Here is a 13,634-nt window from a genome sequence, read left to right on the forward strand (position 1 = left end):
GGTTAGTTGTCGCTCGGGCGGTCGTTCTTGGCGGTCTCGGTCCGCTCGATGCGGGCCTGCTTGCGGGCGACGTCAGAGAACTTCGGAGCGTCTCCAGATCGGCGCACGCCGCGCACCTTGGGCCCGGTCTTCGAGCCCCTTCCAAAGCCGGGGGGTAGATGTGGAACACGCTGCGCGTTCGTGGTCTTGCTGAGGGTGCTGACGGGCCTCTTCAGGCGGGCTGCTTCGACCCTCATCTCGGCGGCGTTCCGCATCCGGAAGACCTCTGCAGACTCGCCCGGGAGCGCCCCATCGACGTCGAGCTTGGCGCGCTTCCAGATCGCCTCGGTGATGGTCGTCTCGCCGAGGTCTGCGGCAAGCCTCCTGGCGTGCTGGTGGACCTTCGGGAACTCCTCGGCGCGCTGCCGGTCGAGCTCTTCAGCGGCTTCCCGGGCGGCCTTCTCTCGGTAGGCCAAACGCTCGGCGTCACGCCTCTCCGATTCCGCCTTCTCGGCCGCGATCCGCTCGGCTTCCCTCTTGGCCGCCTTCCGCTCCCGACGAGTCAGAGCGCCGTCCCGTCGCCGGATGCGGCCGTGCTCGTGGAGGTCCCACACGCCGGGGCCGGCGATCGAGGCGAACGCGGTCGCCAGGGCTGTACCGGGGTCGAAGCTGTGGAGGCCGTGGTACAGGTTGATCGCGGCGGCGATCAGGGCGAGCAGCCAGACGATCGCCCGGTAGTGCCAGACCGGCCGCTTGCTGACGGCGGCAGCACGGGCGCCGCGGTGGACGACCCAGGCGGAACCTTCGAGCATGACCGGGGCGGCAGCCATCCAGGGCGCGTGCGGGTTCCAGAAGAACGACATCTGGACGGGCAGGGAGACGATGCCGCAGACGACGGCGAAGCGGATCGCGTAGGACCGCCACTTGTCATCGGCCTCGGCGATCTCCTGAGCGGCCTTCTGCTCGGCCGCCTTCCCCTCCGTGGCCGCCTCGTTGGCCTCGGCGCGCGCCCGGTTGGCTTCGTCGCGCTTGCGGTTGGACTCGGCGATCCGGGCCTCGCTGGCAGCTTCTTCCTCGCGGCCCCGGCGCTCAGCCTTGTCGTTGAGCAGCCGCTGCTTGCGGGCGTCTTCCTCGGCCTTGATGCGGGTGGCGTCGGCTTCGGCCTCAGCCTTGATTCGGCGCTCCTCGGCTTCAGCTTCGGCGGCGATGCGCTGCTCTTCGGACTTGGCCCACGCCTCGGCACGAATGGCCTCGGCCTTGGCCTGGGCAACCACCTCGGACTCGACGGCGGCTGGCTGAGCGGTGGGCGGTTCGATGTTCTCGGCCTGGGTGGGAGTGGCCCCTATGGGCTGCCAGTCCCCCATCACAAGCGGGGCAGGCGGCCGGGTGTGGCCGTTCACCTTCGGCGGACTGGCAGTCATGGCGCTGGTGTCCTTCCTGGACTTGGTGGGGGTACGGGGTGGCTTGCGATGGGGGCTAGTCGATGCGGTCGACGGTGACGATCAGGTCGCGCGGGTCGGTCCTCGCGGCTGCGATCCGCTGCTGCAGGTCGTCCTCGTCGTAGACCGCGATCGAGTCGAACGAAGCGCCAGAGACCGGGTCGACCTTCGCTCCGATACGGGAGGTCGCGGTGAGGATCCAGGTCGGCATCAGGCGCTCCTCATCACGTCGAGGACGCGCCCGTCTGCGGTGACGTAGATCCCGTCCTCGCAGACCGGGCACTCGTACAGCGGGCCGAGGATGCCCTCGGCGAAGGTCATGGACTGGCGGCAGCAGACGGGCGGATCCGACGGCGACAGGCGATCACCGGGAACGACAGTGGCGATAGGGCGACCCATCCCGATCACGCCGCCGGGAGGCTGCGCTGGTAGGCGCGAATGTCGGCGTCGGTGAAACCGAGACGCCGGGCGGCGGCCTGGTCGGCGTTGAAGCCGGCCAGCTCGAAGCCGACGAGCGGGCGCTTGTCGGCCTCCCGGCCTGCCTTCATCTCGAGGCCGATAGCCGCCGTGTACAGGGCGTCCTTCTCGGCCTTGGTCAGATTGCTGCGCATGTGGATCAGTCCTCTCGGGTTGGGGGTGGTCGGGTTGGTCGGTCAGGCTTTGCGGAGCTGGTCTTCGGTGAACGTCGGCGTGCCGAGCGCCAGGTCGAGGTGCGGGTCGCGGATGCCGTCGACCTCCACCCGCCCGTCGCCGGTCGGCCACGCCTCGCCGGTCCGCCCGACCAGGCCGGGCGCGTCCGGGCTGGACGTGACGGTCACCCGGGTGCGCTTCTCAATCGCCATGGGTCTCCCTCGATGCGGTGGACGGGTGGTGGTGCGCGCCCCGGGATGCGTTCGCGGCGACGTCCGTGGTGACCGGTGCCGGGGCTGGGCCGTGGCGGCGGGGCCGCGGGGGACGAATCCCACCGCCACGGCGATCAGGGGTCAGGCCGCTGCGGCCCGGTCGGTGAGCGCGGCGAGCTGGTCGACGAGCCGCTCCCCGAACGGGTTCGCCGCGTCGATCTCCCGGGCCCGCTCGAAGATGGCGTCCAGCGCCCGGCCGTCGCCGGCCCGGTCGGCGGCGATCGCCCGGAGGGTCAGCTCGGCGGACTCGTCGCCGCGCACCTCCTCCCAGGAGGCCTCGACCTGGTCGACGAACAGACCGGCACGGATCTCCCGCACGGTGTCGGAGACGGCGTGGAGATCGGCGCTGAAGATGAACGGAGACATGGGGGTGCCCTTCACGTGGTCAATCAGGAATGGGGATGGGGTGGAAAGCCGCGCTGACGGAGGCCGCGGGGGATTGGGCTTCCCCGCCAGCGCGGCGGTCTTGGGTCTAGCGGGGCCGGGTCTCGGAGCGCTTGTTGACCTGGGCGAGCTTCTTCGACAGCTCCTTGTGGCCGGCGTCGTCGAGGCGGGTCATCGCTGGCCCTCCGCCTCGTCCGCGATGACGAGGAAGCGGTCGCCGGGCAAGTCCTGCACGACGGTCGCCGGAATGCCCTGGTCGCGGAACTCCTGCGCCTGCTCCTCTGCGGGGAACTGACCGCGGGGGTGGCCAGCCTGCGTCTCGGCGAGAATCTTGGGTGCCATCACTGCACCGCCGTCGCGCTCGGCTGGTCGGTCCACGAGAACCATCCGGACTTGCCGAACGGGGCGCCGTGCGGGTCGCCGGCCGAATGGCCGCCAGCGCAGGTCATGTAGTCGCCGGTCGGGGTGCGCATACCGCGGGCAGTACGCACCGAGCAGCTGCGGCGGACGTAGGACGCGAGGTCATGGGCCAGGCGGTCGGCCGGCGACATCGGGGTCGTGGTGCTCATGCCGTCACCGCCGCCCGCGCGTTGCGGATGCCGCGGAGGGTGATGCGAAGGATCGTGCCCGGACGGGTCGCCCACAGCTTCTCGGCGCGCTCCCGGCGCCGGCCAGCGTTCCGGTAGGCGACGGCCAGACGGTGGTAGCTGTCCCGCTGCGCCTTCATCGTGGCGATCTCGTCGTCCGAGATCTCACCGGCGAACCCGCCGATGAAGCCACGGACGGACAGCTGCACCGACAGGGACCGGGAAGCGGTCTCGTAGTAGCGCATCGCCGCGTAGTGGGAGCGGGCGGTGGGGACGGTGCGGTCGGGGCGCACGGGCGCACCGATAAGATCTGTCGTAGCCATGAGGGGACCCTTCAGAGATTCCTCGTGGTGAGGGCCGGCCTGCGATGTAGGAGTCGCGGTGTCCGGCCCGTCTTCATTTGTGGGGTGCCGTCCGCGGACTGGGTCCGGTAGGAGTGGACGACTGACGCCTTCAAGGGGGTCCTTGTAGCCGCTGAGGTACATCCTGTAGCGAGCCGGACCCGACTGTCAAGGGGCGTCTTGAAGTGGCGGCAAATGGCCCATACGCTACGTCCATGACAGAAGCGCTCACCTCCGCCATCGAGTCCGAGACGGGTCGGCTCGCAGAGATCACCGACCTCGTCGAGCGCTTCCATGCGGTCCGCAAGTTCCGGCAAGCCCTGGCGGATGGCGACCGCGGCGGCAAGGCACTGGAACGGGCCGTCGTCAACGAGCTCAAGAAGGACCGACCCTGGCGCGAGGTCGGAGAACTGTTGGGCGTCTCCGGCTCTCGCGCCGAACAGATCGCCAAGGGGCGGGGGCCACTTCGTCATGACGCCGAGTCAACGCCTCACGCGGGCGCGGCAGAAGGCCACTCTCCCGACACGAGCACGCCAGATCAGCCGTAGGTAGACACGGCGGTGACATCGCCTAGTCACCGCCAAGCCAGACCCGAGCGCAGCGAGCACGGGAGCCTCATTGTGGATGTCGTTGGTACCTGGACGGGCCGAACGGCTTGCCTCCTCCAGGAGGCCATGCGGATGACGAACGACGCGTTCGCGGAACGCCTCGGAATCTCCGCCCGGACGATCACCCGGTGGCATGCCAGCCCGGAACTGATCCATCGAACCGAAGTTCAGCAGATCCTCGATCTGGCATACGAAGGGGCAGGTGAGGCGGTGCACCGACGGTTCGGTCTCCTGATCCGGCCACCCACCGATCACGGGCAGCCGCAGGCGCAGTCTCTGCGTGTGGCGATCGCGATCGTGGTCCGCGGCGACGATGTCTTGCTCGTCTGTCGACGCGGGGACGGTGCGCTCCGCTGGCAGTTCCCGGCTGGCATGGTCAAGCCGGGCGCAGCCGCGGAGACCGTGGCCGTTCAGGAGACGCACGGGGAGACGGGCGTCCACTGCACCGTCCGCGAGCACCTCGGCGAACGCGTCCACCCGGTGACCGGTGTCGTCGCCTCGTACTACCTCGCCGACCACCTCGCGGGCGAGGCGTCGAACTTGGACTCGCTGGAGAACGTCGACGTCACCTGGGTGCCCCGCACCGCACTGACCCGCTTCATTCCGCAGGACCAGATCTTCCCGCCCATCCTGGACGCACTGGAGGCAGCTGCATGACCGAGACCATCACCCAGAAGCCCGGCATTTCCGCCGCGATCATCGTCAGCGAGGGTCGTGTCCTCATGGTCCGCCGCCGGATCTCCGAGGGTGAGCTCATGTGGCAGTTCCCCGCGGGCGCCATCGAGGCGGGCGAGGGCGCCGAAGATGCCGCAGTGCGGGAGACGGCAGAGGAGACGGGCCTGACGGTGAAGGCGCTACGGCTGCTCGGGGAGCGCGTCCATCCGAAGACGGGCCGGCTGATGTCGTACACGGCGTGCGAGCCGATCTCGGGCGAGGCGCACGTCGCGGACGACGAGGAGCTCGACGCAATCACGTGGGCGGCCCACTCGGAGCTCCCCGGCCTGGTGCCCTACGGCCTGTTCGAGCCGGTGCAGGAGTACCTCGACGGCGTCCTGCCTCACTGAGGCGTTGGCCGCCTCCCCCGAAAGAGGGATGAGATCGACGAATGGGCCGGGCCGAATTTCCCCGCCCGTGCCTTAGGTTCATCAGTGGGCGCAGGTAGCGCCCCGGGAACGCGAACGGCCGAGGTGCGTCAACACCCCGGCCAGTTCGACCAGCGGATGTCCGTCCGCTGATCTTCAAGCTCGCCTCGTCAAAAGGAGCCCGCGTGAATGCTACTGCCTTAGCGCCCGCCGCACGATGCACAATCACCGCCGATCACCTGTTGGACACGCCACTCCCCGACCTCCTCGCCGAGTTCCGCGTGGACGTCTCGGTCCTGGAGGCGGACCCCGGCTTCACGGGCGGCACGTATGTCCGCGACGACGGCAGTCTCCTGTTCGTGAAGCCTGCCGGACGGCCGACTGCCGAGTGGGAAATGATGGCCCGCGCGATGCTGGGTGCGGCGCTCAGGGTGCCGATGCCGGAGCTTCCCCCGCCCTACCAGTTGACCGAGCTGTAGCCCATTCGGCTGAGGGTCTCTGCCTTTCGAGGTGGGGGCCCTCTAGCGTGTCCGGAAGTCGATGGATGGAGGCCGTGATGCCGGAGGAGCCGATGCCGGGCCCGTTGGGTACGGAGATGCGGGAGGCGACGCTGCCGGATGGCGCGCGGGTGGTCGCCGCAGTGAAGCCCGGCCTGTCGCAGGATGAGGCGGATCTGATCGCCGCGCAGGTGTGGGCGGAGATCCCGGGCGAGTAGCCGCACACACGAAGGCGCCCCCGCTCCGAACTGGAGCGGGGGCGTTGTGCTGTCAGTCCTCGTCGGCCGGAGGCTGGTCGTCTTCCGGTTTGAGCCGGTCATCGATCACGATCTTTACGGGTTCGACGTCGCCTCCGCTGTGGGGTGCGGCGGCGATCTCGTTAACGATGTTGCCGATGCGTTCGTGCAGGTGGTGGGCGATGGCCCGGGTGCCGGGGTCGGCGGCGGGATCGTCTTTGACGCTGCCGAGGCTGGTGAGCACGGCGACGAGACTCGGGCCGGAGATTTTGGCGAGGACGGTACCGACAGCGTCTTGGACTTCGCCGGGGACGTGGAAGTGCCGGTCGGGTCCGGCGTGCTTGACCAGGAACTCCCAGGTGTCGCGGTGGGCGTGGAGGGTGGCGGCGGAGATGCCGGCCGCGGCACGGAGGGTCTTGAGGTCGTCGTCGGTCAACTGCGACTTCTCCGGCTCGGGTTCGGGAACAGGGTCAGGCTCGGGCGACGGGGACGCCTGATCCTCGACCGGCACGGGCTCCGGCTCCGGCGCCGGCCGCTGGACGGACTGCGCTGCTGCCGTCCTGATCTGGTTGTCGAGCTGCCCGATGCCGCCGCGGATGGCGACGAGTTCGGAGCCGATCTGGGTGAGCGGGTCGCTGATCGTCTCGTTGGCGCGGGTGAGACCGTCGCGGATGACGGCCCGGTTCTCGGTGAGCCCGGTATTGATGGCCGCAGTGGTGTCGAACCGGATCTGATCGATGGCGTGCTGCTGATCTGCGAGCTGCTGTTTCACCGCGGCAAGGTCCGTCAAGACCTGCCCGAGCTGGTTGCTGATCTGCCGTAACAGATCGCCGTTGCCGAATGCCACGAGCCCCCCTCGATTGTCGACCAACCTGGTCAGGGTGGGGGTGGGACATGACGGCGGCAAGGTCGCGAACCGGACAGTTGCGTGTTGAAGGGGTCGCGTGTCACTGCTGCTCCTTGCCGTCGAGGACAGCGCGCCAGCCCTGGAGGTGTTCGGGCTGGACGGCGGTCTCGCCGGGCCCGCAGTAGCTGGCGCGCGCCCAGTACGCCTCGAACGCATCGAGGACTTCACGGAGGGTGATCTGTAGATCGACGTTGCGCTGCACGAGGACGACGCTCTGGGTGACCTGCCGGTCGCGCTGGTCGCGAAGGGCATCCTGGACGATCGGCAGGACGGCGTCGGCGTGCGCGTACCAGGCGGCGCGAGCGTGCTCCCATTCGGTGCCGTCGGCGAGGAACGCTTTCGATCCGGCGTGACCGGCCAGCGACTCGGCGATCTGCTCCCGCAGCGAGTTGTCCGCCGCACCCCCGCTGGTCGCACTGTTGTCCGGGGTTGTCCGGGCCTGCTCGCCGGCTTCCCGGAGGTGGTGTTCGGCGAGCCCGACCGCGATCTCCAGCCCGGCGGCCATCGCGTTGTGCGGGCTGACGAGGAGGTCGGCGCGTTGGGTGGCGGCCTGGTCGGCGGCCACCGTTTTCGCGTGTTCGGTGGCGAGCTGGTCACGGAGACGGCGAAGGCGGCCGGGGTCGGCGTCGGCAAGTTGGAGGCGCTGCCGAAGTTGGACGAGGTGCCGGTCCCGGACGTTGAGGACCGTGTCGGCGATCTCCCGTGCGCGGGCGGCGGCTATGGGCTTGGGCAGATTGTCCATGAGCAGCGGTTGGATGGCGGCGGCGTACTGCTGGTGGAGCCATTCCGGGTTGGTGATGGTGGCGGTTTCGGTCGCTTCGGTCGCTGCCGCTTGCCGGAGATCCTCGAACGGCTTCGGCCACGCGTTCGGGTCGGCCATGAATCGGTGCGCCCAGTCCTGTCGGTAGTCGCAGTCGGGCAGCCAGCAGTGCCAGCCGTCCTCGTGAGCGACGAGGTGCAGGGCGCCCGTGGCGTGGTCGTTGCCGCAGGTGAACGGGTGCATGCCGCCCTTCGCCTGAAAGCGATTCAGGGCGGCCACCTGCTCGGGCGTCCACGGGGCACGGATCTGGTCGGTCACGGGGTCTCCTCGGTGGCGGGTCGGGCAGTGTCGAGTCGGGCAAGGTGCTCGGGCCGCCGTTCGTCGAAGGCGGCGATGACGCAGCCGGTGCCGCCGATGAAGCTGCGGCGGAGGTGGTTGCCGATGACGCGCCAGGTGAGTTCGGCTTTCTCGTTGCGGGCCTGCTTGGCGTCGGCAACGAACTTGTCGGCACGGTCGATCTCGTTCTGGATCTTCCGGCGCGCCCAGGCGAGGGCTTCTGGATCACGATCGAAGTCGGTCATGCGGCGGTCTCCTTGGCGCTGTCGCGGCGTCCGCCCTGCGGAATCGAGTGGAGGTCGCGGACTCGGGCGAGGTTGGCGGCGGTGAAGCCGCAGGGCCGGAAGCGGTCACAGGCGGCGCAGCGTCCGTAGTTGCCGTGTTCGAGGACGGGCACCTCGCAGACGCAGGTGGAGTGGGCTCGCTTGATCGATGAGCAGTCGGCGTGGAACAGGCCTCGTTCGCCTTGCCACCAGCGTTCGCGTGGCCCGTCCCACGAGTCGGATACGCAGACCCGGTCGCCCTTGACGCTGCGGCCTCCGCACCAGGCGCAGCGGGTGAGCAGGCGGCGGCGCAGATGCTGGAGCGGGTGGATCTGGAGTTTCCAGTGGTGGATGTGAAGACGCCAGTGGGTGCGGCGACAGGTGGTGTCGTCGTAGCCGGACGGGTCCCGATGCCAGACCGTGATCAAGCCCGGGAAGTACAGGCCGCGCCCGGCGAGCACTACGTAGGGAGCGCTGAGCCTCCATCGGACTCCCGTGCGGGCGGCCTGATCGGTGCGCCAGTCGGCGACCTGGGGCCACGGGCGGCGGATCTCGAACGCGACGGTCAGCGGGTCATGCATGGTCGGTCTCCTCGGGGTCGTAGATGCGGGTTCGTCCGGCTGGGCCTTCCATGTGGAGGCCGCAGACGGGCAGCCATTCGCGCTGGCCACGGAACAGGCGCCAGCCGATGGAGGGCCGATCGCAGTGCCCGGCGTCGCAGGAGCGGCCGTCGGCGGGCTCGTCGGGCGCGGGCGGTCCGGTGAGGCCGGACGGCCCGCGCTGAGAGGCGGGTGACGTCACGGATTCACGTGGGCGCTGCCCGGCGCCGGGACAGGTGATCTGGCCACAGCGGTGGCGGCGGAAGACTCCAGCGACAGTGACCTGTCGGGGTTGGCCGCAGCCGTGGCACGTCGCACGGACGAAGTCGCTCACGCCGCCGCCTCCCCTCGAAGCCCTGTGCGCCTCTCTGCGGCTCCGGGAGTACCCCGGACGTCCCGAGCGCCGTTCGCGGCCTCCCGGGCGCCCTGAGGGCCGCCTGGCGCCTCCTGGCGCCCCTCAGGGGCCTGCGGGACCCCCGGCACCCGGATGTCACTGTCGGCGTCGATCTCCCCGTAGCGGATGGCGAGCCCGACAGCGTTGGCCCGGTCACGGGCGCCCAAGGCGCTGTACGCGTCGGCGAGATGCCGGTCGACGGTGACCCGGGTGATCCCGAGCTGGCTGCCGATCGCCGCGTTGGTGTTGCCGTTGGCGACGAGGACCATCACCTGCCGCTGCCGGGCCGTCAGCGCCTTCACGCCGGCCTCCGCACTTCGTTCCGCCCGCCAGCCCCGCGTTTGATCCGCCCTGCCGCGTCGAGGTGACCGTCGGCGGTGGCGAGCATCCGCACCGCGCGGGCCAGCACGTCGCCCGGGATCTGGCCGCGGTAGCAGCGGGACAGGATCTCCGCCGTCTGCGGGTCGACCATGACCAGCGGGGCACGGGCCGGGCTCACGACGCGGTCCCGTTGATCGCGCGGGCCACGGCGAGGGTGGCGGCGGCCGGGCATGTGGTGCGGTCGCATCCGCCGTGCCGGGCGGAGCCGGGTTCGTTCAGCGTCTCGTCGTCGGGGTCGTTGGCGACGGCTTGCAGAAGGTCGGCGAGCGCGAGACCGACGCCGGGGTGCACGGCGGCAATGTACGCGGCGTCGGGCCACACGTTGCGGGTCTCGTCCCACGGCTTCTGCGACATCGACGGCAGCCAGGCGCGCAGGTCGGTGTCGTTGCCTTCGCCTGACAGGACGGTCGCGGTGTAGCCGTACTGGCCGAGGTGGGTGTCGTGTTGGCGCCATGGTCCGGGCGTCGCGGCCTTGGCCAGGTCGAGCAGCGTCTGCGCGGCGGTCCGGAGTTCATCAGCGGGTGTGGTCACGGTGGTTCCTTTCGCGGTGCGGATGCCGCCCCCGCGGCGGGACGGGGGCGGCGGGGGGTCAGGCGGCGGCCCACAGCGGGCGCTGTCGGGGCTTGTACCGGTCGGGGTGCTCGGCGAGTGCGGTGAGGGCGCGCCAGGCGGCGAGAGCGGCCGTGAGCGCCCGGCACGCGGCCCGTATGGGTGTGGCGACCGTGACCACAACCGCGTACAGGGCGAGGCAGGCTGCGGCCGACGTGAGGACGATCCACGCGACGATGGCCCAGCCGATCGCGGTCGCGGTGTGGATGGCCTCGGCGATCACGAGGGCTGCCCCTCACGGACGACCGGCCACGACCAGCCCATCCGCGCCCGATGCTTGGCGCCGTGCCCGGGCGGAAGGTTGCAGGGGCGAGGCTCGTACTCGGGCAGCAGGTGCTTCGGTCCGCCGATCGACCCGCACTCGGGCTCGCCCGGGTTGGCGAAGTCCTTGAACCAGTCGAGGTGCAGCAGCGTGTCGGCGTCGCTTCGGTAGCAGATGTGCGCCACGCAGCTGCCGCAGAACTCGCACTCGGTGCACTGGTCGAGGTTCCAGGGGTCGACCTGAAGGCCGAAGTGGGCGAGGTAACTCTCGTTGGTGCAGGGCGTCTCCCAGACGTCGGCCATGTCAGCCCTCCTTGCCGGGCTGGGACACGGCGGCGGGGCATCCGCCGTCGTGCGTGTGGTCCTCGCTGTCGCACGTGCACCGGTCGGCAGTGCAGTCGGGTCCACAGAGGCCGTGGTCCCCCTCGGCGTGGGCCTGCTCCCGCTCGTGGGTCGCGCACGGGTCGCCGCCGTCCTCGCAGGGGTTCGGCTGACTGCACGGCGTGACCTGCGTCTCGGGCTGGGGCGCCTCGCCAGCCACACGGCTCGGGGTGGACGCGGGTTCGTCGGCCAGGCGGCGCAGCTCGGACACGGCACGGTTGACGCCCTCCGCTGCCTTCTGCCCCATGTCGTCGTAGACCGCAGGGAAGAGCGCCGTGTACAGGTGCTGCGCGGCACCGTTGAGGACCGCGGCCCGGCCTGTGGTCAGGCGGGCAACCTCCTTCTCGGCCAACTGACGGCGGGCCATCTCCTGCCCGAGGTGGAAGTCGGCGTTCTCGCGGATGCGCTCGGCGGTGGCCAGCTTCCTGAGCAGCTCGTTGGCGTTGTGGGTCACGGTCTGCGGGCCCTCAACGAGCGACGCCCGGTCGGCGGGCGCAGACGGCACGGCGGGCGCGGCAGCAGCCCGGGAGGCGTCATAGGCGGTGAGCAGCTGCTCGGCCTCGTCCCACGGCATGCCGTGCGCTTCAGGGACGGGATGCCAGCCGGGGCTGGAGAGTGCGGAGAGGACGGCGATACGCGGGTCGGTGGACATGTGCTGCTCCTTGATCGGTGCGGGATGATGGACGGGCCGGCCGCCCGCGGCTCCAACGCGGGCGGCCGGCCCTGTGGTCAGGCGCAGATGACGCACCGGTGATCCGCGATCTCCGTGTCGTGGCAGCGGTCGACACGGCCGCGGCAGTACGGGGACGCCGCGTACTGGGCTTGCTCCTCGAAGCCGGTGACGGCGGGGACGAACGGCTGCTTGCACTTGCCGCACGCCTCGGACGCCGCAACGGCCGGCTGCTCCTCGGCAGCAGCAGCGCGCACGTGCGGCGGCTCGCAGTCCGTCGCCCCCGCCAGACGGGCCGTCGGGCACGGGTACGACATCAGCCCGTCCCCGCCGGCCGCGATGGCGTCAGCGTCGATGCAGACCGGGCAGGGGCCCATCGGGGAGTCCTTGTGCAGGTGCCGGATCTGCGTGAGCACGCCTTCGAGATCGGCGACCTGGTCGCGGACCTTGTCTCGCTGCTGGGTGAGCTTCCCGAACGCGGGCCGCACCGCAGCGGCGGCCTCACGGACGACGCGCTGGAGGTCGCTCTCGTCCCAGTCCCAGCCGGGCCCGTAGAACGGGGCCGCGATGGTCTCTTCGAGGTCGATGTCGGTGTCGACGTCGTCGCGGTAGAGGGCGCGGAGGGCGTTGTCGCGGCAGTGGGTCATCTCGTCGAGAGCGGCGGTCAGGCGCCGGACTTCGGCGAGCAGCAGCGGTACGTCGGTCCGGGCGGCGGCCACGAACTCGGCGTCTGCGCGACTGTCGTCCATCTCACCGGCTCGGCAGGTCTCACCGATCCACTCGGCGCCTGCCTCGTACTCGGTGCCCTGGTAGATCTCCCAGCTGTCGGTGCACCACGGGCCGGGGGTGGCGGCGTTGGCGCGGGTCTCGATTTCGGTGAGCTGCTGCTCGGTGAGCGGGCGTTCGGGCTGGCTGGTCATCTGGTGCCTCCATGGCATCTCGGGTGGTGGGGTGGGGTGCGCCGCCGGTTTCGGGCCGGTCGGCGACGTCGGGCGGGGAACAACGCGCGACGGGGTCAGGCGGCGGGGAAGGCGTCGTGCGTGCGGCCGTCCAGTTCGCGGCCGGCGTTCTTCTTGCCGACGCGGGCGAGTTCGACGCGGTGGCCCATGTCGTCGACGGGGTCGCCGGCGAGGAGCGTGCCCTTGCTGGTGGCTCCGATGACGAGGTAGCCGGTGGGCGCGTACTCGCCGTACTGCTTGAAGAAGAACGGCACGTGATCTTGCTTGCACTGGTCGCGGAGGCTGGTGGCCCACTGGGGTGCCATGGGGCGTGCGCCTCGGCCGGACTCGCCGCCGACGATGACCCAGTGGAGCTTTCGGACGTGGCCGTTCTCGCAGTGGCTGTCGGCGCACCTGGCGCAGGCTTCGTCGTGTCCTTCGCCCTCACAGCAGGCGCAGGCCTGCCAGACGTGGTCGCTGATCCAGACGGGCCCGAGGAGCGGCTCGCAGGACAGGAAGCGCACCGCGGCCGGGGTGTCGACGAGTGCGGGGATGCGGAGGTCGGCGCGCTTCTGGTCCTCGACGCTGACGCCCAGCCAGACGTTCGGCAGCGGCCAGCCCGGCTTGGGCAGCGGCCACGAGCGGCGGATCAGCTTCGGGTCAGCGAACGGCGGGAAGTGCAGCAGCTCGTAGTCGACCTGCTTCTCGAACTCCGGGTCGCCGAGCAGGGATCGCATCCGCCCGTGGCGCTTCGTGAGGATCTGGTACGTGTGCTGTGGGGTCAGCGCCATGACGGCGAACGTGCGGGCGATGAACTCGTCCGGGATGTCCTTGTGGAACAGGTCGGACATCGAGTTGACGAAGACTCGCTTCGGCTTCCGCCACTTCAGCGGGAGCGTCAGCCGCTCGGGGCGGAGGGTGACGTCGAAGCCAGTCTCGAAGTGGTGGCCGGGGATGCCCCGCCACCTTTCGGCGAAGGTCTCGGCGTAGCAGTTGTCGCAGCCGGGCGAGACCTTCTCGCAGCCGGTGACGACGTTCCAAGTCGCGTCAGTCCACTCGATCTTGCTGGTGTCGGCCATT

26 protein-coding genes are annotated in these 13,634 nt (G+C 70.3%); 5 read left to right on the plus strand and 21 right to left on the minus strand.

The features are described from left to right. Positions 1-2 precede the first annotated feature (2 nt). The 8 genes from OG819_RS42725 to OG819_RS42760 all read right to left on the minus strand — a co-directional run bounded on the left by OG819_RS42725 (position 3) and on the right by OG819_RS42760 (position 3,614). Entirely contained in the window at positions 3-1,400 is a 1,398-nt protein-coding gene (locus OG819_RS42725; RefSeq protein ID WP_266654657.1) for a hypothetical protein, read from the minus strand. A 55-nt stretch (positions 1,401-1,455) separates the two neighbouring features. After that, positions 1,456-1,629: a hypothetical protein gene (locus tag OG819_RS42730; protein ID WP_266654659.1), complete on the minus strand. Its 174-nt coding sequence runs from the start codon at positions 1,627-1,629 to the stop codon at positions 1,456-1,458. A gap of 193 nt (positions 1,630-1,822) precedes the next feature. Beyond that, complete coding sequence (locus OG819_RS42735; protein WP_266654661.1) at positions 1,823-2,029, minus strand: hypothetical protein; 207 nt, start codon at positions 2,027-2,029, stop codon at positions 1,823-1,825. Between the two features lie 42 nt (positions 2,030-2,071). Further along, positions 2,072-2,260 (minus strand): hypothetical protein, encoded by a 189-nt coding sequence (locus tag OG819_RS42740; protein ID WP_266654663.1) that lies wholly within the window; start codon positions 2,258-2,260, stop codon positions 2,072-2,074. 141 nt (positions 2,261-2,401) lie between these two features. After that, positions 2,402-2,686 carry a hypothetical protein gene (locus OG819_RS42745; protein WP_266654665.1) on the minus strand — a complete coding sequence of 95 codons (285 nt, stop codon included), beginning with the start codon at positions 2,684-2,686 and terminating at the stop codon, positions 2,402-2,404. A 189-nt stretch (positions 2,687-2,875) separates the two neighbouring features. Continuing rightward, positions 2,876-3,046 (minus strand): hypothetical protein, encoded by a 171-nt coding sequence (locus tag OG819_RS42750; protein ID WP_266654667.1) that lies wholly within the window; start codon positions 3,044-3,046, stop codon positions 2,876-2,878. Then, complete coding sequence (locus OG819_RS42755; protein ID WP_266654669.1) at positions 3,046-3,273, minus strand: hypothetical protein; 228 nt, start codon at positions 3,271-3,273, stop codon at positions 3,046-3,048. Before OG819_RS42755 ends, OG819_RS42750 begins: the two co-directional genes overlap by 1 nt. Beyond that, a complete protein-coding gene (locus tag OG819_RS42760; RefSeq protein WP_266654671.1) occupies positions 3,270-3,614 on the minus strand; it encodes a hypothetical protein in 345 nt (114 codons plus the stop codon). Before OG819_RS42760 ends, OG819_RS42755 begins: the two co-directional genes overlap by 4 nt. A gap of 233 nt (positions 3,615-3,847) precedes the next feature. Here OG819_RS42760 and OG819_RS42765 point away from each other — a divergent pair, with 233 nt between their 5' ends. From OG819_RS42765 to OG819_RS42785, 5 genes are all read left to right on the plus strand, one after another. After that, positions 3,848-4,180, plus strand: a complete 333-nt coding sequence (locus tag OG819_RS42765; RefSeq protein WP_266654673.1) for a hypothetical protein — start codon at positions 3,848-3,850, stop codon at positions 4,178-4,180. Positions 4,181-4,252: 72 nt separating this feature from the next. Beyond that, positions 4,253-4,897 (plus strand): NUDIX domain-containing protein, encoded by a 645-nt coding sequence (locus OG819_RS42770; protein ID WP_266654675.1) that lies wholly within the window; start codon positions 4,253-4,255, stop codon positions 4,895-4,897. Next, positions 4,894-5,304: an NUDIX hydrolase gene (locus tag OG819_RS42775; RefSeq protein ID WP_266654677.1), complete on the plus strand. Its 411-nt coding sequence runs from the start codon at positions 4,894-4,896 to the stop codon at positions 5,302-5,304. Before OG819_RS42770 ends, OG819_RS42775 begins: the two co-directional genes overlap by 4 nt. A gap of 260 nt (positions 5,305-5,564) precedes the next feature. Then, positions 5,565-5,801, plus strand: coding sequence for a hypothetical protein (locus OG819_RS42780; protein WP_266654679.1), 237 nt, complete (start codon positions 5,565-5,567; stop codon positions 5,799-5,801). Between the two features lie 77 nt (positions 5,802-5,878). Continuing rightward, a complete protein-coding gene (locus tag OG819_RS42785; RefSeq protein WP_266654681.1) occupies positions 5,879-6,037 on the plus strand; it encodes a hypothetical protein in 159 nt (52 codons plus the stop codon). A 52-nt stretch (positions 6,038-6,089) separates the two neighbouring features. On the opposite strand, the gene OG819_RS42790 is transcribed toward OG819_RS42785, so the two are convergent. The 13 genes from OG819_RS42790 to OG819_RS42850 form a co-directional block, all read right to left on the minus strand. After that, complete coding sequence (locus OG819_RS42790) at positions 6,090-6,902, minus strand: hypothetical protein (protein WP_266654683.1); 813 nt, start codon at positions 6,900-6,902, stop codon at positions 6,090-6,092. Positions 6,903-7,002: 100 nt separating this feature from the next. Beyond that, positions 7,003-8,040: a hypothetical protein gene (locus OG819_RS42795; RefSeq protein ID WP_266654685.1), complete on the minus strand. Its 1,038-nt coding sequence runs from the start codon at positions 8,038-8,040 to the stop codon at positions 7,003-7,005. Then, positions 8,037-8,303, minus strand: a complete 267-nt coding sequence (locus OG819_RS42800; protein ID WP_266654687.1) for a hypothetical protein — start codon at positions 8,301-8,303, stop codon at positions 8,037-8,039. The genes OG819_RS42795 and OG819_RS42800 overlap by 4 nt, the downstream gene beginning before the upstream one ends. Beyond that, positions 8,300-8,902 carry a hypothetical protein gene (locus OG819_RS42805; protein ID WP_266654689.1) on the minus strand — a complete coding sequence of 201 codons (603 nt, stop codon included), beginning with the start codon at positions 8,900-8,902 and terminating at the stop codon, positions 8,300-8,302. The genes OG819_RS42800 and OG819_RS42805 overlap by 4 nt, the downstream gene beginning before the upstream one ends. Next, positions 8,895-9,122: a hypothetical protein gene (locus OG819_RS42810; RefSeq protein ID WP_266654691.1), complete on the minus strand. Its 228-nt coding sequence runs from the start codon at positions 9,120-9,122 to the stop codon at positions 8,895-8,897. Before OG819_RS42810 ends, OG819_RS42805 begins: the two co-directional genes overlap by 8 nt. Before the next feature lie 128 nt (positions 9,123-9,250). Then, a complete protein-coding gene (locus tag OG819_RS42815; RefSeq protein ID WP_266654693.1) occupies positions 9,251-9,616 on the minus strand; it encodes a helix-turn-helix transcriptional regulator in 366 nt (121 codons plus the stop codon). Then, complete coding sequence (locus tag OG819_RS42820) at positions 9,613-9,813, minus strand: hypothetical protein (RefSeq protein WP_266654695.1); 201 nt, start codon at positions 9,811-9,813, stop codon at positions 9,613-9,615. Before OG819_RS42820 ends, OG819_RS42815 begins: the two co-directional genes overlap by 4 nt. Beyond that, positions 9,810-10,226 (minus strand): hypothetical protein, encoded by a 417-nt coding sequence (locus tag OG819_RS42825; protein ID WP_266654697.1) that lies wholly within the window; start codon positions 10,224-10,226, stop codon positions 9,810-9,812. Before OG819_RS42825 ends, OG819_RS42820 begins: the two co-directional genes overlap by 4 nt. A 58-nt stretch (positions 10,227-10,284) precedes the next feature. After that, on the minus strand, positions 10,285-10,527 hold the full coding sequence (locus tag OG819_RS42830) for a hypothetical protein (protein WP_266654699.1): 243 nt from the start codon (positions 10,525-10,527) through the stop codon (positions 10,285-10,287). Beyond that, positions 10,524-10,868 carry a hypothetical protein gene (locus OG819_RS42835; RefSeq protein ID WP_266654701.1) on the minus strand — a complete coding sequence of 115 codons (345 nt, stop codon included), beginning with the start codon at positions 10,866-10,868 and terminating at the stop codon, positions 10,524-10,526. Before OG819_RS42835 ends, OG819_RS42830 begins: the two co-directional genes overlap by 4 nt. 1 nt (position 10,869) lies before the next feature. Beyond that, positions 10,870-11,598: a hypothetical protein gene (locus OG819_RS42840; RefSeq protein WP_266654703.1), complete on the minus strand. Its 729-nt coding sequence runs from the start codon at positions 11,596-11,598 to the stop codon at positions 10,870-10,872. 77 nt (positions 11,599-11,675) lie between these two features. Further along, positions 11,676-12,536 carry a hypothetical protein gene (locus OG819_RS42845; RefSeq protein ID WP_266654705.1) on the minus strand — a complete coding sequence of 287 codons (861 nt, stop codon included), beginning with the start codon at positions 12,534-12,536 and terminating at the stop codon, positions 11,676-11,678. A gap of 95 nt (positions 12,537-12,631) precedes the next feature. Next, on the minus strand, positions 12,632-13,633 hold the full coding sequence (locus OG819_RS42850) for a phage Gp37/Gp68 family protein (protein ID WP_266654706.1): 1,002 nt from the start codon (positions 13,631-13,633) through the stop codon (positions 12,632-12,634). Position 13,634: the final 1 nt, after the last annotated feature.

Source organism: Streptomyces sp. NBC_01549, assembly GCF_026339955.1.
GTDB lineage: Bacteria > Actinomycetota > Actinomycetes > Streptomycetales > Streptomycetaceae > Streptomyces.

What these genes read in the sequence shown, in the direction of transcription:
- OG819_RS42840 (WP_266654703.1), bottom strand. Translation starts at nt 11,598, where the DNA reads ATGTCCACCGACCCGCGTATCGCCGTCCTCTCCGCACTCTCCAGCCCC.
- OG819_RS42775 (WP_266654677.1), top strand. Translation starts at nt 4,894, where the DNA reads ATGACCGAGACCATCACCCAGAAGCCCGGCATTTCCGCCGCGATCATC.
- OG819_RS42835 (WP_266654701.1), bottom strand. Translation starts at nt 10,868, where the DNA reads ATGGCCGACGTCTGGGAGACGCCCTGCACCAACGAGAGTTACCTCGCC.
- OG819_RS42760 (WP_266654671.1), bottom strand. Translation starts at nt 3,614, where the DNA reads ATGGCTACGACAGATCTTATCGGTGCGCCCGTGCGCCCCGACCGCACC.
- OG819_RS42745 (WP_266654665.1), bottom strand. Translation starts at nt 2,686, where the DNA reads ATGTCTCCGTTCATCTTCAGCGCCGATCTCCACGCCGTCTCCGACACC.
- OG819_RS42730 (WP_266654659.1), bottom strand. Translation starts at nt 1,629, where the DNA reads ATGCCGACCTGGATCCTCACCGCGACCTCCCGTATCGGAGCGAAGGTC.
- OG819_RS42740 (WP_266654663.1), bottom strand. Translation starts at nt 2,260, where the DNA reads ATGGCGATTGAGAAGCGCACCCGGGTGACCGTCACGTCCAGCCCGGAC.
- OG819_RS42800 (WP_266654687.1), bottom strand. Translation starts at nt 8,303, where the DNA reads ATGACCGACTTCGATCGTGATCCAGAAGCCCTCGCCTGGGCGCGCCGG.
- OG819_RS42805 (WP_266654689.1), bottom strand. Translation starts at nt 8,902, where the DNA reads ATGCATGACCCGCTGACCGTCGCGTTCGAGATCCGCCGCCCGTGGCCC.
- OG819_RS42750 (WP_266654667.1), bottom strand. Translation starts at nt 3,046, where the DNA reads ATGGCACCCAAGATTCTCGCCGAGACGCAGGCTGGCCACCCCCGCGGT.
- OG819_RS42765 (WP_266654673.1), top strand. Translation starts at nt 3,848, where the DNA reads ATGACAGAAGCGCTCACCTCCGCCATCGAGTCCGAGACGGGTCGGCTC.
- OG819_RS42785 (WP_266654681.1), top strand. Translation starts at nt 5,879, where the DNA reads ATGCCGGAGGAGCCGATGCCGGGCCCGTTGGGTACGGAGATGCGGGAG.
- OG819_RS42755 (WP_266654669.1), bottom strand. Translation starts at nt 3,273, where the DNA reads ATGAGCACCACGACCCCGATGTCGCCGGCCGACCGCCTGGCCCATGAC.
- OG819_RS42850 (WP_266654706.1), bottom strand. Translation starts at nt 13,633, where the DNA reads ATGGCCGACACCAGCAAGATCGAGTGGACTGACGCGACTTGGAACGTC.
- OG819_RS42845 (WP_266654705.1), bottom strand. Translation starts at nt 12,536, where the DNA reads ATGACCAGCCAGCCCGAACGCCCGCTCACCGAGCAGCAGCTCACCGAA.
- OG819_RS42735 (WP_266654661.1), bottom strand. Translation starts at nt 2,029, where the DNA reads ATGCGCAGCAATCTGACCAAGGCCGAGAAGGACGCCCTGTACACGGCG.
- OG819_RS42725 (WP_266654657.1), bottom strand. Translation starts at nt 1,400, where the DNA reads ATGACTGCCAGTCCGCCGAAGGTGAACGGCCACACCCGGCCGCCTGCC.